The organism is Oceanicoccus sagamiensis, assembly GCF_002117105.1.
Classification (GTDB): Bacteria; Pseudomonadota; Gammaproteobacteria; order Pseudomonadales; family Dasaniaceae; genus Oceanicoccus; species Oceanicoccus sagamiensis.
Map to the genome: position 1 here is coordinate 1,250,794 of NZ_CP019343.1, position 13,526 is coordinate 1,264,319.

At 47.0% G+C, this 13,526-nt stretch carries 19 protein-coding genes; 12 read left to right on the top strand and 7 right to left on the bottom strand.

The window, feature by feature from the left end:
• Positions 1–54 precede the first annotated feature (54 nt).
• Both BST96_RS05595 and BST96_RS05600 read left to right on the top strand, forming a co-directional pair.
• Positions 55–996: an AAA family ATPase gene (locus BST96_RS05595; RefSeq protein ID WP_085757753.1), complete on the top strand. Its 942-nt coding sequence runs from the start codon at positions 55–57 to the stop codon at positions 994–996.
• Between the two features lie 5 nt (positions 997–1,001).
• Positions 1,002–2,384 (top strand): VWA domain-containing protein, encoded by a 1,383-nt coding sequence (locus BST96_RS05600; RefSeq protein WP_085757754.1) that lies wholly within the window; start codon positions 1,002–1,004, stop codon positions 2,382–2,384.
• 1 nt (position 2,385) lies between these two features.
• Here BST96_RS05600 and BST96_RS05605 read toward each other — a convergent pair whose 3' ends face one another.
• Entirely contained in the window at positions 2,386–2,814 is a 429-nt protein-coding gene (locus BST96_RS05605; RefSeq protein WP_085757755.1) for an Rrf2 family transcriptional regulator, read from the bottom strand.
• A gap of 143 nt (positions 2,815–2,957) precedes the next feature.
• Between BST96_RS05605 and BST96_RS05610 the strand changes: the two genes are divergently transcribed.
• Positions 2,958–3,314 carry a group I truncated hemoglobin gene (locus tag BST96_RS05610; RefSeq protein ID WP_085757756.1) on the top strand — a complete coding sequence of 119 codons (357 nt, stop codon included), beginning with the start codon at positions 2,958–2,960 and terminating at the stop codon, positions 3,312–3,314.
• Here BST96_RS05610 and BST96_RS05615 read toward each other — a convergent pair.
• Positions 3,304–3,537, bottom strand: a complete 234-nt coding sequence (locus BST96_RS05615; RefSeq protein ID WP_157117868.1) for a hypothetical protein — start codon at positions 3,535–3,537, stop codon at positions 3,304–3,306. The two genes, BST96_RS05610 and BST96_RS05615, sit on opposite strands and share 11 nt — an antisense overlap.
• A gap of 140 nt (positions 3,538–3,677) precedes the next feature.
• Here BST96_RS05615 and BST96_RS05620 point away from each other — a divergent pair, with 140 nt between their 5' ends.
• The gene (locus tag BST96_RS05620) at positions 3,678–4,130 is read left to right on the top strand and encodes a hypothetical protein (RefSeq protein ID WP_085757758.1); all 453 of its coding nucleotides are present in this window, start codon (positions 3,678–3,680) and stop codon (positions 4,128–4,130) included.
• Between the two features lie 4 nt (positions 4,131–4,134).
• Here the strand turns inward: BST96_RS05620 and BST96_RS05625 are convergent, their stop codons facing one another.
• Positions 4,135–4,596 carry a PaaI family thioesterase gene (locus BST96_RS05625; protein WP_085757759.1) on the bottom strand — a complete coding sequence of 154 codons (462 nt, stop codon included), beginning with the start codon at positions 4,594–4,596 and terminating at the stop codon, positions 4,135–4,137.
• Positions 4,597–4,714: 118 nt separating this feature from the next.
• Here BST96_RS05625 and BST96_RS05630 point away from each other — a divergent pair, with 118 nt between their 5' ends.
• The 6 genes from BST96_RS05630 (at position 4,715) to BST96_RS05650 (ending at position 8,687) form a co-directional block, all read left to right on the top strand.
• Positions 4,715–5,134 (top strand): DUF502 domain-containing protein, encoded by a 420-nt coding sequence (locus BST96_RS05630; protein WP_240554900.1) that lies wholly within the window; start codon positions 4,715–4,717, stop codon positions 5,132–5,134.
• Positions 5,113–5,346: a DUF502 domain-containing protein gene (locus tag BST96_RS20925; protein ID WP_240554901.1), complete on the top strand. Its 234-nt coding sequence runs from the start codon at positions 5,113–5,115 to the stop codon at positions 5,344–5,346. The genes BST96_RS05630 and BST96_RS20925 overlap by 22 nt, the downstream gene beginning before the upstream one ends.
• Positions 5,343–5,702 (top strand): glutaredoxin family protein, encoded by a 360-nt coding sequence (locus BST96_RS05635; protein WP_085757760.1) that lies wholly within the window; start codon positions 5,343–5,345, stop codon positions 5,700–5,702. The genes BST96_RS20925 and BST96_RS05635 overlap by 4 nt, the downstream gene beginning before the upstream one ends.
• Before the next feature lie 26 nt (positions 5,703–5,728).
• Positions 5,729–6,166: an MAPEG family protein gene (locus tag BST96_RS05640; RefSeq protein WP_085757761.1), complete on the top strand. Its 438-nt coding sequence runs from the start codon at positions 5,729–5,731 to the stop codon at positions 6,164–6,166.
• Between the two features lie 371 nt (positions 6,167–6,537).
• Complete coding sequence (locus BST96_RS05645) at positions 6,538–8,337, top strand: DUF1631 family protein (protein WP_085757762.1); 1,800 nt, start codon at positions 6,538–6,540, stop codon at positions 8,335–8,337.
• Between the two features lie 2 nt (positions 8,338–8,339).
• On the top strand, positions 8,340–8,687 hold the full coding sequence (locus BST96_RS05650; RefSeq protein ID WP_085757763.1) for a PilZ domain-containing protein: 348 nt from the start codon (positions 8,340–8,342) through the stop codon (positions 8,685–8,687).
• Between the two features lie 36 nt (positions 8,688–8,723).
• On the opposite strand, the gene BST96_RS05655 is transcribed toward BST96_RS05650, so the two are convergent.
• Positions 8,724–9,905 carry a PilT/PilU family type 4a pilus ATPase gene (locus tag BST96_RS05655; protein WP_085757764.1) on the bottom strand — a complete coding sequence of 394 codons (1,182 nt, stop codon included), beginning with the start codon at positions 9,903–9,905 and terminating at the stop codon, positions 8,724–8,726.
• A gap of 91 nt (positions 9,906–9,996) precedes the next feature.
• On the bottom strand, positions 9,997–10,629 hold the full coding sequence (locus BST96_RS05660) for a DUF924 family protein (RefSeq protein ID WP_085757765.1): 633 nt from the start codon (positions 10,627–10,629) through the stop codon (positions 9,997–9,999).
• Positions 10,630–10,777: 148 nt separating this feature from the next.
• Between BST96_RS05660 and gshA the strand changes: the two genes are divergently transcribed.
• Together gshA and BST96_RS05670 are read left to right on the top strand one after the other, a co-directional pair.
• The gene (gene gshA / locus BST96_RS05665) at positions 10,778–12,361 is read left to right on the top strand and encodes a glutamate--cysteine ligase (RefSeq protein WP_085757766.1); all 1,584 of its coding nucleotides are present in this window, start codon (positions 10,778–10,780) and stop codon (positions 12,359–12,361) included.
• Positions 12,362–12,397: 36 nt separating this feature from the next.
• Positions 12,398–12,982 (top strand): acyl carrier protein phosphodiesterase, encoded by a 585-nt coding sequence (locus BST96_RS05670; RefSeq protein WP_085757767.1) that lies wholly within the window; start codon positions 12,398–12,400, stop codon positions 12,980–12,982.
• Positions 12,983–12,986: 4 nt separating this feature from the next.
• Here the strand turns inward: BST96_RS05670 and BST96_RS05675 are convergent, their stop codons facing one another.
• Both BST96_RS05675 and BST96_RS20365 read right to left on the bottom strand, forming a co-directional pair.
• Complete coding sequence (locus BST96_RS05675) at positions 12,987–13,277, bottom strand: flagellar basal body-associated FliL family protein (RefSeq protein ID WP_240554902.1); 291 nt, start codon at positions 13,275–13,277, stop codon at positions 12,987–12,989.
• Between the two features lie 11 nt (positions 13,278–13,288).
• A complete protein-coding gene (locus BST96_RS20365) occupies positions 13,289–13,426 on the bottom strand; it encodes a hypothetical protein (RefSeq protein ID WP_157117869.1) in 138 nt (45 codons plus the stop codon).
• Between the last annotated feature and the right edge of the window lie 100 nt (positions 13,427–13,526).

The window sequence follows — 13,526 nt, forward strand, 5'->3', positions numbered from 1 at the left end:
GCAGTGTCATGGTACACTGATAGCCACATCTCTAATCCATAACCGGGATGATCAATGACCAAAGATTCTCCACTAATGATATCAGCCGACAATATTCGCAAGGGTTTTGATGCTCTGGGTTATATTGCCAGCACCGATATCGCTACGGCCATTTATCTGGCCTACCAATTGGAAAAGCCCATATTAATTGAGGGCCCGCCCGGCGTTGGCAAAACTGAACTGGCTAAAACAGCGGCGGAATATCTCAGTCTGCCACTGGTACGGCTACAGTGCTATGAAGGGCTGGATGAAGCCAAAGCCCTGTATGAATGGAAGTACGGCAAGCAATTACTGTATACACAGGTATTAAAAGAGCAGCTCGGGGATATTTTAAAAGGCGCCAAAGGTTTAGCCCAATCGGTTGAACGGCTGCATGATTTTGGTGATATTTTTTATTCAGAAGATTTTTTAGAGCCGCGACCGCTACTCAAAGCACTGCGAGAGAAACAGGGCTCGGTATTGCTCATTGACGAAATCGACAAAGCCGATTATGAATTTGAATCTATGTTACTGGAAATTTTATCGGATTACCAAGTCTCGGTACCGGAAATTGGCACTGTCAAAGCACAATCAAAACCTCTGGTATTTTTAACCTCCAATAATACGCGGGATATCAGCGATGCCTTAAAGCGCCGCTGCCTGCACTTATATATCCCCTTCCCCAGCCAAGCCCTTGAAAGCCGCATTATCGAGAGCCGAGTACCTGAGGCACCGTTACAATTACGCGATCAGTTAGTCCAATTTATACAGCAGTTACGGCAATTAGATTTAAAGAAATCCCCTGCGGTTAGCGAAACAATCGATTGGGCCAAAGCGCTGGTGCTGCTACATGCCGACAGCCTGAACAAAACGATTATTGAACAAACCCTAAACGTTGTATTGAAATTTGAGGAAGATATCGATACCACCAGGAATGAATTGGCCAACCTGCTACGCCAACTGGAAAAACTACCTTAGCCATTATGCAAGCCAAGCTGCTGGACTTTATTACTTCTTTAAGAAGCCATGATATCAGGATCTCTACATCTGAAAGTCTGGATGCCATGCGAGTGTTGGCACTGATTGGATACCATGACCGCGCAGTGCTTAAATCTTCCCTCGGCATAACTCTGGCAAAAACCCACGAAGAAAAAATTATCTACGACCGTTGTTTTGAATTGTTTTATGGTGGAGACAGGCTGGATATTGCCACCACAAAGGAAACGCAAGAAAAAGAAAACCGAAAAATTAGCAGTGACATTAACTATGATATAGCTAACGACAGCACTATTCAGGAAGCAATAAACTCTCCACTGGTACAACGCCTACTGGAAGATAGTCCCGTTAAACTTAGCGCAGCGATTGCACAGGCCAGTGCCGAGCTACCTACTCAGGAGCTTCGCTATTTTACCCAAATAGGCCTTTATTCACGTAAGCTATTGGATGCCATCAATTTTTCAGAGATTGAAGATAGCATGACGAAACTACGCAGCATTGAAACTGACAATGCTGATTTTATGATCGATATCTTGCAAAACAAAAAGCAACAGCTTCGTGTGTTGGCCAAACAACAGATAGAGCAACAGTTTTTACTGACCGCAAATGCAGAAGGCAAAAAGCTCCGGGAAAACACTCTACGCAATGCGCGACTATCCAACCTTGAGCGACAACACTTTAGCCAACTACAAACACTGATTAGAAAATTGGCCAAAAAATTGTCTGCCCGCCATTCGCAGCGTCTGTATATTGAAAAACGTGGCAAGCTTGATGTAGCAAAAACCTTGCGCAAAAATATTCATCACGATGGTATTCTTTTTGAAACCTACTGGAAGAAAAAACGCAAAGACCAACCTAAAGTGATTGCACTGTGCGACGTAAGCGGCTCAGTCTCCGCCTATGCCAAATTTTTATTATTATTTCTCTATAGTTTAAATGACGTGCTGCCAAAAATTCGCAGCTTTTGTTTTTCTAATCGCACCGGCGAAGTCACTGACCTGTTTACTAACGAAGAGGCTGCTGCTGCCATTGAAGCGGCCTTTGAACAATGGGGACAGGGCTCCAGTGACTATGGGCAATCGCTGGTCGACTTTGCTGAACTATGCCTTGATGATATTGACCATAACACCACCCTGATTATTTTGGGGGATGCCCGCAATAATAATGGCGAGGCCCGGCTGGATATTTTGCAAAGCATTTACAACCGCGCCAAACATGTAATCTGGCTAAACCCTGAACGGAGAATTAATTGGGGCAGTGGTGATTCAGAAATGCGCCGCTATCAAACTGCCTGCCACTTTGCGACGGAATGCCAATCCCTGCAACAACTGGAACGGGTGGTTGACCAGTTACTAAAGCTGATTCGCTAAACTAACTGGCATCATGCCAGATAAGTTTTTGGGTCTCACTGTCCACCAGATCCGCCAGGGTATATTGATCAAACACGGCAATAAAAGCCTGGCTGGCTTCAGCTAATATCCCTTTAAATTGACAGCCTGGCAGTAATATACAGCGCGGCGTAGTGCAATCCACCAGATCGTTTAGCGGCTCCATCAACCGAACCAGCTCCCCCACACCAATATCCTCTGCCGGCCGCCCCAGACTAATACCACCGCCCCGGCCACGCCGGGAAAGGATAAAGCCCTCATTGGCCAGTTTATTCACGATTTTTGACAGGTGGTTGGCTGACAAGCCAAATTGCTCGCAGATTTCACGCACGCTCACCAGCGCACCCGCTGGGCGCGAGGCCAGATAAATCATGGTTCGCAGGGCAAAATCGGTTTGACGGGTCAGGTGCATAGATCTTAACTGTTAGGGTTATCAACAATAAAAACCAAGCATAAACTGAATTAAAGCTGGACACACTATAAATATGCATTTAATATGCACCTTATTAAACATGCATATCAAATACATATTTGACTGAGAAGGAAGATACAACGATGAGCACACTTTACGAACGTTTAGGCGGTGAAGAAGCGGTTGATGCAGCGGTAGATATTTTCTATGACAAGGTTATCGCCGATGAGCGGATCAGCGACTATTTTATCAATCTGGATATGGTCGCCCAGGCCACCAAGCAGAAAAACTTCCTGACGATGGTGTTTGGCGGCCCCAGCAACTATGGCGGCAAGGATATGCGCTCAGGCCACGCCCACCTTGGCCTTAATGAAGAGCATTTTGATGCGGTGGTAGAGAATTTGGCGGCCACATTGCAGGAACTGAATGTGGCGGAATCTGATATTAATGATGTCGCAAATATTGCCAATAGCGTTAAGGATGATGTGCTTAATCGGTGATTTTGGGGCCTTTTAGACTAGTAGAGAAGTGAGCAAGGGCTTGTGTTTCCGGAGCCGTCGGCAGGCAGATCTTTGCTCCTGCAATCTCTGCATCACCGTCATCCCTGGCAGCGACAACAGCTGCCGAAGAGCGGCCAGAGATGGCAAAAAGCGTGCTCAGGAAACTCCTTCCTACCTCAGCCAGCTTCCACTCTTCTATCACAAAGCCACTAAAACACTTCAAAAACCACTTCCAAGCCAATGAATTAATTAAAAAAATCCTTGCCTTGCACCACAGGTCACTCTTATTATTGCCTTCCAAGTGATAGGCGGTTTTTTAACCGACCCTACCGATTCATCAGCCAATAATAAGCAGGCCCTGCGATGACCACTTGGAATTACCGCGTCATAAGAAAAAACTGCGCGAACACCCGAGAAGTCACATACCAAATCCACGAAGTCTACTATCTGGCAGACGGCAGCATCGACTGCTGGAATCACACCCCCGTAGAACCTCTGGGAGTGAGCGAGCCCGGCCTGCGCAATGATATTCAATCCTTTCTGGGCGCCTTTAGGCAGCCAGTGTTGGAAGAGCGCTATATCAATGGCAAAGCCCGGTTGGTTGCCGAAAGAATGAATGAGCCTGGCAAGGACTTGCAGGCGGACTATGTCAGCAAAACCACCAGAGCCTCGGGTTATATCAACCAGATTCTCGGCAACCACCTGCTGCTAAAACAAGAACCCAGCTTACGCCAGGCCTATGACAAAGTTGATCAGGCTCTGGCCGAGTTACACGATATTGTTAACAGCAAACACTATCGCTCTGAAACGGTTTAAACTCTTATTCATACCAGCTATTAGGCACCTTAACCGCAATAATCTCTGCCGTAGCACAGACTTCACCACCTGATAATAGCTGGCAACTCACCTCAGTCTTTTTCTCCGCTGTGCTAACGATCTCCGCCGTTAATTCAACGGGCTGGTCAACCGGCACTGGCTTTTGATAGCTCACTGCCATATGGCCGGTGGCATACCACATCATCTCCCCCTCCCCCACATCACGGCCTGCGCGATAATAGGCATCACCCAGCGCCGCACAAATGCCGTGGCAGTCGAGGATCGTCGCCTGTATACCGCCATTCAAAAAATGTTTTGGTCCCGCATTATGGTGCGCCGCGGGAATAAAAGTCGCTACCGTAATACCATCTTCACGGCGGTAACTTTTAAGTTGTAAGCCCTGCTCATTCTCCGGGCCACAGCCATAACAATGGTTGTGTTGCATTTTGTCCTGAATCGCTTGCATCGCTTTGCTCCTTTTATAGGGAGCGGGTCCTTTTTATTCACCCGCGCATTGTCTACCCTAGCCAAGCTGTTATGCTCTGCTAGCACAGCCAATAAAGCAATAGACTATTGAGGCTACAATGAACCGCATCAACACGTTTATCAAACAATCAATTATTGGTGGGCTACTGGTTATATCGCCCGTCGTGATTATCTTTTTTGCTATCCGCTGGGCTTTTTTTACCGTGGCGGAGTTCATTCAACCACTGGCGGCACCCATTGCCCGTAGCACCCAGGCCCCCGAAGCTGCCGTTGACCTATTAGTGATTATCTTAATTCTGGTGGGCTGCTTTATTGTCGGTAATATTGTCTCTACCAGTGCGGGTAAATGGCTGCACTCGCGCTTTGATAATACGCTGGCAAAGCTGGCCCCGGATACAATCTGGTCCGAGACATTATCCACCAATTTCTTGGTAACAATGCCAACTCTCCCTTTAGCCGGGGCGATGTGGCCAGAGCCAAACTGTTTGGTGCGGACGTGGCTACTGAGGCTACCGTAATTGTCACCAGCACCCATGACAATGGCTGGTATACCGTCTTTGTCCCCACTGGTCCCAACCCGACCTCTGGTATGATCTACCACTTGCCCCCTGAACAAGTGGAACTTTTGCCAAATATTAAAGTCGATGAAGCACTGAGAACCATTATTGCCTGCGGCGCTGGCTCTGATGAACTGTTCAAAAAGCAGACCCTTATTGATAAAACACTATGAACAAAAAAGCTAAAAACTTTATACCTTTAATTCTCTTTATTGCTGTATTTCTGCTCTTGCAAAACTGGTGGCGAGTCGATTTAGTACTCAATCCCATCAGCACAGAATCGATCAATGAGGAAGCGGTGGTTATGTACTCCACCAATTGGTGCCCCTACTGCCGTAAAGCGCGACTATTTTTTCGCCAAGCCAATATTCCCTATACGGAGTATGATGTTGAAAAATCAGCCCGCGCCTATGAGGAGTATCAACGTATCAGCGGCCGCGGCGTGCCAGTGATTGTTATTGGTGATAAAGTAGTACAAGGTTTTGACAAGCAGGCTATACGGCGCGCACTGGCAGATAACAACCCATAAGATAAACCCACCAAGCAGGGACCATCATGGACGTCACTCTATTTAATCAACACAGTATTCTTTTACCCGTTCTCGCGACACTGTTTCTCGGCTTTTTAATTTGGCTCACGCTCTTTGTCGCCCGCTTTAAAGTGATACTGGCCAAAGCTATTCCGGCCAGCGAGATGGCAACACCGGAATCTGTCCGCGAAAACATGCCCCCATCAGCCATGCAGCCAGTGAATAACTTCAATAATTTTTTTGAAGTGCCGATGATTTTTTTAGCCCTGTGTTTTTATTTATTTGTTACCGGCACAGCGGATAGCAACTACCTTAACCTGGCCTGGGTCTTTGTCGCCTTTCGCTATGTCCATACCCTTATCCATTGCAGTTACAATAATGCGATGCACCGCTTTATCAGCTACCTGATATCCTGTATTGCCCTGTGGACCATGCTCATTATGGCGATAATCAACGCGCTATAAGAGCTCAGCGCCAAACATAGCCGACAAAAGCCCTCGGCATTTGCCGGGACGGGGGTTTTGTTCTATGGTTTAGGGTGAACCTTTTTAGCCTCATCCAATAACTACGCAGTAAAACACGATAAGCCATGGCCTACCGATGCAAAGATTGTAGCTACACACATAAGGGCTCGTTCAGCAGTGGTAAATGCCCAGCCTGTGGCTCTTTTAATATTTCCGGGGGCCCAAAAAAGCAGGGCCCGGAAGCCGATAGATACAAAAATCTTCGTCTGGTTTTATTGCTTGGATTATGGGGACTGCTGTTCTTTCTCTTATATGAAAAACTGCAATAAACCCACTGGCGCCAACTACCGGACCTGCTCAAAGAATTCTGAATGACTAATACGCAAGCCATCCTGCTCGATATCAACTCCCTGCTTGCCGGGGAGTGGCCGCAATGTCTGGCACTGCTGACATACGCTTATCCGCTGTCTAACAATGACAATAAGCGTCCGATTGAGCATACGCATTTAATCGGTCTGCTTAAAAAAACGTCTGGCAGCAGCAATATTAGCAAAGCTATCGAAGCAGAACTTGAGCCCGTTGAAAGTCTGGATGGCGAGAGCTATGCCTGCTTAAAATTTATTGACCAATTATTCGACAACTACCTTAAAAATAACAAACTGCATTCGGATATTCACCCCATGCTAAATCATTTTCGGGGTGAAAGTGCTATTGCCATGTTGCAACAAACCCTGCCCTGGCATGAGAGTACGGGCTTAACTGCGCAGTTTAATAACCTCTACACCAATGCCATAGGCTGGCAGCCAGAACTGGGCCGTGCCGCTGAACGTTTTTACCATCAACTACAAACCATCTTTAATGCATCTAGCGAAACCTCAGCAACCCCTGAGTCAACGCTGGATTCATTCAACGTTTTTTTCCAAAAAGAACAAGGGCGCATCCAAAAACTGGAAAAACGTTTGCACGATGCTGAGCTAGGTGCGCTGCATGCAAAACATGCCCAGCAATTAAGTGCCCGCACCTTAAATCAACACATGGCCGGGCAGCAGCTGCCTGCCTGCATCACTCAGTTTTTGCAAGGGCCATGGCGTGAATCTATGCGCCTGCTAATTATCAGCGATGGTAAAGACAGCCAAAACTGGCAAAAAATATTGCGCTTAACCGAAACTTTAATCTGGTCTTTTCAACCTATCAATGATGACATCGACAACCATCGGCAACATATTGTCAATTCAATTTCAGAACTCGCAGAGCAGTTGCACCAAACAACTATCGGCCTGCACCATAGCACGATGCTGGATGAAGAATTAGGTATCGTCGAGAAAGAGCACCTTAAAATACTAAAAGGTGAAGCACTGGAATATCAAGCGTTTGAATTAATTGATAACACCGACCCACTGGTAAGCTCGCAAGTTTCTGTGAGTCAAAACCTGATTAAACAAGCTGCGGCCTATCATGAAGGTCAATGGTTTGAACTGCAAAACAGTGAAGGCACTACCCGGATTAAACTATCCCTAAAAATCACTCAGGCACAGCAACTACTGTTTACCAACTTTCTTGGTATCAAAAAGGCTCAGCATAGCTTTGAGGAATTTGCCTATATGCTGTCTTCAAAAATCGCGATACCCATCAACTCCAGAGACCCGTTTAAAGCCACTGGAGAAAAAATATTCAATTCATTACTGGAACGTTATACGCAGCAACAGCAGCAAGCCGCCAGCGATGCCGCCATTGAAGAAGAGATTCTCCGGCAGCAGGAAATCACCCGACAGGCGGCAAAAGACAAAGCCCTTAAAGAGGCCAAAGTTTTTGCTGAACAGCAAAAAGCCGCCAGAATTAAAGCCCAGCAGGAACAGCGAGCACAGGCTGAACGCCTGGCCACTGAACAACACAAGAAAGATGTCATCACACAATTAGCACAGCTACGAGTAGGCGCCGTCGTGATTTTTTATAATGACGCCAATCAAGGTGACCAATGTAAACTGGCCGCCATTATCCAGTCATCGAACGAGCATATTTTTGTCAATCGTGATGGCATCAAACAGCACGCATTAAATAAACAGCAGCTCTCTGCACAGCTACTCAACGGAACCGCCAAAATAATTGACCCTGGCAGTGACTTTGAAAACACACTTGAGCAAGTGGTTAACAACCTAAGGACAAGGAAATAATCATGACCGATGAACGCCGCAGTGAAACGCGCATTGATGAAAAAACGACCATCTTTATCGAGGTCTGCTCATCATCATTTGACAACACCTCACCCGCCAATATTATTATCTGCAATAGCATAGACCTCTCGGCCAATGGTATTCAGGTCGAAATCGATCAGGAAGTCGCTATCGGGTCCATTCTAAGGTTATGTGCTGAGTTTAACGACAGTGAAACGCTTTATCTGGTTGGGGAAACCAAATGGGTTAAGCCCGCCGGCGACCACTTTAATATTGGTTTTGAACTCTACGATGCTGAGAACACGGATATTGTTGGCTGGAAAAAGCTGGTTGCCAGTTTGTTAAATTAGCCCCGAATACTCATGACGACTATCGGGGCACCGTATTTATTTTTTTAAAAACGGATTATCTGGAACCTCATCCTCCGCATCCTCTTCGATTTCCTCTAAACTCAGATTAAAACCACCACCCGAATCTGTCGCCGAACTCGCCGAAGAATCAACACCGCCTTCATCACTTAATTTTATTTTCAATCTTAAATTATTGGCGGAATCGGCATTTTTAATCGCCTCTTCCAACGTGATTCGCCCTTCCTTATAAAGCTTAAATAGGGCCGTATCGAACGTTTGCATGCCCAGGTTTTCCGACTTGGCCATAATCTCTTTAATATCTTCCAGCTCGCCCCGTAGAATTTTTTCTTTGATGGTGGCCGTACCCAATAAAATCTCAACCGCCGCCACCCGCTTACCATCCACCGTTGGGATTAAGCGCTGCGAAACAAAGGCCTGTATATTGGAGGATAAATCCATTAATAATTGTGCGCGACGCTCTTCCGGGAAAAAATTAATAATTCTATCCAGAGCCTGATTAGCATTATTCGCATGCAAGGTTGAAATCGCTAAGTGGCCAGTTTCGGCAAACGCCAGGCAATGTTCCATGGTATCGCGGTCACGGACCTCACCAATCAAAATAACATCCGGCGCCTGTCGCAAGGTATTTTTTAAGGCATTACTAAAATTACGTGTATCAACACCCACTTCGCGCTGATTGACCACGGATTTTTTATGGCGATGAACAAATTCAACCGGGTCTTCAATCGTAATAATATGACCGGAACTGGTGCTATTGCGATGATCAATTAACGCGGCCAATGAGGTGGACTTACCCGAACCTGTGCCACCAACAAACAAAACCAGACCGCGCTTGCGTACGATGACATCTTTTAAAATCTCTGGCAGCTTTAGATCATCAAAGTTGGGAATTTCGGTTTTGATATTGCGGGCCACAATAGAAATTTCATTGCGCTGCTTAAAAATATTGACCCGGAAGCGGCCGACACTGGGGATAGACGTCGCCAAATTCATTTCCAACTCTTCTTCAAACTCTTCCTGCTGTCTTTTGTCCATTAACTCATAGGCAATATCCTTGATCCGCCCGGGCTGCATAGCGACCTTTTCCAGCGGTTTTAACACCCCCTCAAATTTGGCGCAGGGAGGTGCCCCGGTACTCAGGTATAAGTCGGAGCCATCTTTAGAAGCCAGTATTTTTAAGTAATCTGCAAATTCCATCAGTCATAAACCCATGTTAATTCGTTGCCAAGCCATCTACCCACCATAGCACTGTCACCATCAACATGCCTGCTGTACGTCATAGAATGAACTATTGACCAAAACGTGCACCACCGCCACTAAGATAGGCCTGCTCTTGCGCGGTCGTGCCGCGGCCCAGCGCCTCATTGCGGTGTGGAAAGCGGCCAAACTGCGCAATAATATCCCGGTGCTTAAGTGCAAAGTCCAGGCTCGATTGTATTGTCGCCTTCCCTGCTGCTGGCACTTCGCCTAATAATTGCTCAAATAGGGCGACGCAAGTCTGCTGGTCAGCGATAGATTCTGAATGCTCCAGCGGCATATAGAAAAAACTGCGCTGCACGGCCGTCAACTGACTATCCAGCCCGGCCCTAAGCCCCTGCTTAACCAGTGTCTGCGCCAACGGGTCCCCGGCAAAGGCCTGAGCACTACCGCGGTAGATATTGCGGGTAAACTGGTCCAGCAGTATCACTAGCGCCAAAGTGCCCTGTGCGGTTGCCTGCCAGGCGGCCAACTCGCCTTCCAGCGCCTGCGCCACCCAGCCACCAAATTGCCGTTCAATCGCCTTATCGACAGCTGGACCACCGGAATACCAGAGCTTATGCTGAGCAGTGACCTCGAAACCGGCACCAATATCGGCAAACCAATAGCGCAGAATATCATCAATGGCCTGCTGTTCTTTGTGGGGGACACCCTGTTCTGTCATGGTTATACCCTATTGCTATGCAACACTTCTTTACTGATGTTAACCACTATAGCCCTTGTACCCCATTCTCCCCACCAGTAAACTGCCGCCCTAGCGATATAATGTCGTTTATCCTTAAAAAGCCAGATGCCAGAGCGGAGTATATATTTTGCCGGATCAACTAACCGAACGGCTAGAACTTATAGCCAGCAACGAACATTCACCTTTGCTGACTGGCCTGCAACGGGGTATTGAAAAAGAAAGCTTGCGTGTTTGCAGCAGCGGCAAGCTAGCGCAAACACCCCACCCGCAGGCGCTGGGCTCGGCCCTGACACACCCCCATATCACTACCGATTTTTCTGAAGCCCTGCTTGAGTTTATTACCCCGGTATTTACCGATATTGATCAAAGTCTGGAATGCCTCGATAACGTACATCGCTTTACTTACCCAAATCTCGACAATGAGCTGCTCTGGACTGCCAGTATGCCCTGCATTCTGGAAGGGGATAACAATATTCCTGTGGCGCAATATGGTAGCTCCAATGTTGCCACCATGAAAACCGCTTACCGCAAAGGTTTGGGTAATCGCTATGGTCGCCTGATGCAGACCATCTCCGGTATTCACTATAATTTTTCGCTACCGGATGGTTTATGGGAGTCTTTGCAACAACAGGATTATGACAAGCGCCCCTTGCAAGATTATAAAACCGAATCCTATTTTAAGTTAATCCGTAACTTCCGCCGTTTTTCCTGGCTGCTTATCTATTTATACGGCGCATCGCCTGCTGTCTGCAAAAGCTTTCTACGGGGTAATGGCGATCATAATTTACAAACCTTAGATAACGGTACCGTGTATGCCCCCTATGGCACTGCATTGCGCATGGGTGATCTTGGCTACCAAAGTAGCGCACAGGAAAATTTAAAAATTTGTTATAACAGTATTGATAATTATATTGATACTTTGCGTCAGGCCATTACTAACACACACCCTGATTATGAAAAAATTGGCGTTAAAGAAGATGGCGACTACCGCCAACTCTCCACGGCGTTATTACAAATAGAAAATGAATTTTACAGTACTATTCGCCCCAAGCGTGTTACCCAGTCTGGCGAAACACCGGTAGGCGCTTTAAAAGACCGCGGCGTTGAATATATCGAGGTGCGCTGTATTGATGTCAATCCCTATCTGCCTCTGGGTATTGATGCGGACCAGATTCGTTTTATTGATTGCTTCTTATTGTACTGCTTATTTGAACGCAGCCCACTGTGCGATGATGATGACCGTGAACGGATTAATAATAATTTAAAAGCCGTGGTTAACCGTGGGCGTGAACCTGGCTTGATGCTACAAACCCGCACCGGCGATCGCAGCCTGAACGATTGGGCGAATAAATTGCTGGACGGTATCGATAAAATTGCTGAGCAACTGGACGCTGCACATGGCGGCAATAATTACCAACGGGTCTGCCAGCAACAACGAGGCAAGATCGCCGATGCCTCATTAACACCCTCCGCCACTATTCTTGCGGATATGGATAAGCAGAAAAAGCCGTTTTTCCGCTTTGCTATGGATTTAGCCGAGCAGCATGGTAAAGATTTTCATAATCGCCCTTTAACGGGCGAAGACCTGGAATATTTTTTACAAAAAACAGCGCTTTCTAAGCAGCAGCAAGCCGAGATTGAAGCCGCCGACAGCATTAGTTTTGATCAGTATCTGGCAGATTATTATCAACAATACAGCAATATCAAATAGCACCAAGCCTGCAAAGCCGATAGCACAGGACAATCTGTGAATTACCTTGCTCACTTTCATTTAAGTCACGGCAGCGATGATTTATTAATCGGTGCGCTGCTGGGTGATTTTATTAAGGGGCCGCTAAAAGGTGAGCGCAAACCATCGATCGAGCAGGGTATTTTTTTGCATCGGAAAATTGATGCTTATACCGACAGCCACCCGCTGCTAAAGCAAGCCCATCAATTATTTTCGCCGCACTATCGACGCTATGCTGGCATTATGACCGACGTAGCTTTTGATCACTTTCTTAATCAACACTGGCAACAGTTTCACCCGGATTCACTCCGTCTGTTTAGCCAGCAAGTTTTTCAACTCATCACTAGCAGCGATCAGTTAACGCCCCCGGCTAAACGTCAGGCTGAGAACCTCGCACGCTATGATGTCTTTGAGCATTATCAGCATTGGGAAACGGTGGAAGCAGCGCTTGAACGGATTAGCCAGCGATTGCTACGGGACAACCCGCTGGCATCAGGGGCAAGGGAGATGCAGGGCCATTATTCAACACTGGAAGATATTTTTCTCCAGTTTTATCCCGAATTGCAACAGCACACCAGAGAGCTGAGAAAAGCGTTCCGCTAGCCTGCTAGCGCTGGACAATAAATGAATTAAACAACAGATCATCCACAAACTGCTGACCCTCTTCCCTAACCAGCATATTCCGTGTTTCTTCCAACACATCCTGGCGCAGCAGCTCCTTACCCTCCATAGAAGATAGCTCTTCCTCAGTGGCGCGGCTCAGGCGCATCACAATAGTATGACGGATATAAGGCATATGGTGACGGATTTGGCTCTGGCCAGCGGGGCCACCGGCTAAACGCAAAGCAATATCGGTTTTTAAATAACGCAGCCTGCCTGCCCCCCCATAATTCACCACAAAGGCGGGTTTTAGGTCCAGATAGCTGGCCGAACCCCGGCGGTGGCAGCCCCTTCACCCTCAGCTTCTGCCTGCTCATCCTGAGCATAGGCAAGGCCAGGCAATAACAAACTAAGGGACAACAACAAGCTAAGCAGGGGGAAACGCATTCTATAAACTCCAATATTTAACAACTTCATGGCTAATTTTAGCTGTTCCTGTGCAGTTTGCCGCTTGAGTCGGGCACAGCTTTGTCCTAATGTAGCCGCC

What these genes read in the sequence shown, in the direction of transcription:
- BST96_RS05595 (WP_085757753.1), top strand. Translation starts at nt 55, where the DNA reads ATGACCAAAGATTCTCCACTAATGATATCAGCCGACAATATTCGCAAG.
- BST96_RS05600 (WP_085757754.1), top strand. Translation starts at nt 1,002, where the DNA reads ATGCAAGCCAAGCTGCTGGACTTTATTACTTCTTTAAGAAGCCATGAT.
- BST96_RS05605 (WP_085757755.1), bottom strand. Translation starts at nt 2,814, where the DNA reads ATGCACCTGACCCGTCAAACCGATTTTGCCCTGCGAACCATGATTTAT.
- BST96_RS05610 (WP_085757756.1), top strand. Translation starts at nt 2,958, where the DNA reads ATGAGCACACTTTACGAACGTTTAGGCGGTGAAGAAGCGGTTGATGCA.
- BST96_RS05620 (WP_085757758.1), top strand. Translation starts at nt 3,678, where the DNA reads ATGACCACTTGGAATTACCGCGTCATAAGAAAAAACTGCGCGAACACC.
- BST96_RS05625 (WP_085757759.1), bottom strand. Translation starts at nt 4,596, where the DNA reads ATGCAAGCGATTCAGGACAAAATGCAACACAACCATTGTTATGGCTGT.
- BST96_RS05630 (WP_240554900.1), top strand. Translation starts at nt 4,715, where the DNA reads ATGAACCGCATCAACACGTTTATCAAACAATCAATTATTGGTGGGCTA.
- BST96_RS05635 (WP_085757760.1), top strand. Translation starts at nt 5,343, where the DNA reads ATGAACAAAAAAGCTAAAAACTTTATACCTTTAATTCTCTTTATTGCT.
- BST96_RS05640 (WP_085757761.1), top strand. Translation starts at nt 5,729, where the DNA reads ATGGACGTCACTCTATTTAATCAACACAGTATTCTTTTACCCGTTCTC.
- BST96_RS05645 (WP_085757762.1), top strand. Translation starts at nt 6,538, where the DNA reads ATGACTAATACGCAAGCCATCCTGCTCGATATCAACTCCCTGCTTGCC.
- BST96_RS05650 (WP_085757763.1), top strand. Translation starts at nt 8,340, where the DNA reads ATGACCGATGAACGCCGCAGTGAAACGCGCATTGATGAAAAAACGACC.
- BST96_RS05655 (WP_085757764.1), bottom strand. Translation starts at nt 9,905, where the DNA reads ATGGAATTTGCAGATTACTTAAAAATACTGGCTTCTAAAGATGGCTCC.
- BST96_RS05660 (WP_085757765.1), bottom strand. Translation starts at nt 10,629, where the DNA reads ATGACAGAACAGGGTGTCCCCCACAAAGAACAGCAGGCCATTGATGAT.
- BST96_RS20365 (WP_157117869.1), bottom strand. Translation starts at nt 13,426, where the DNA reads ATGCGTTTCCCCCTGCTTAGCTTGTTGTTGTCCCTTAGTTTGTTATTG.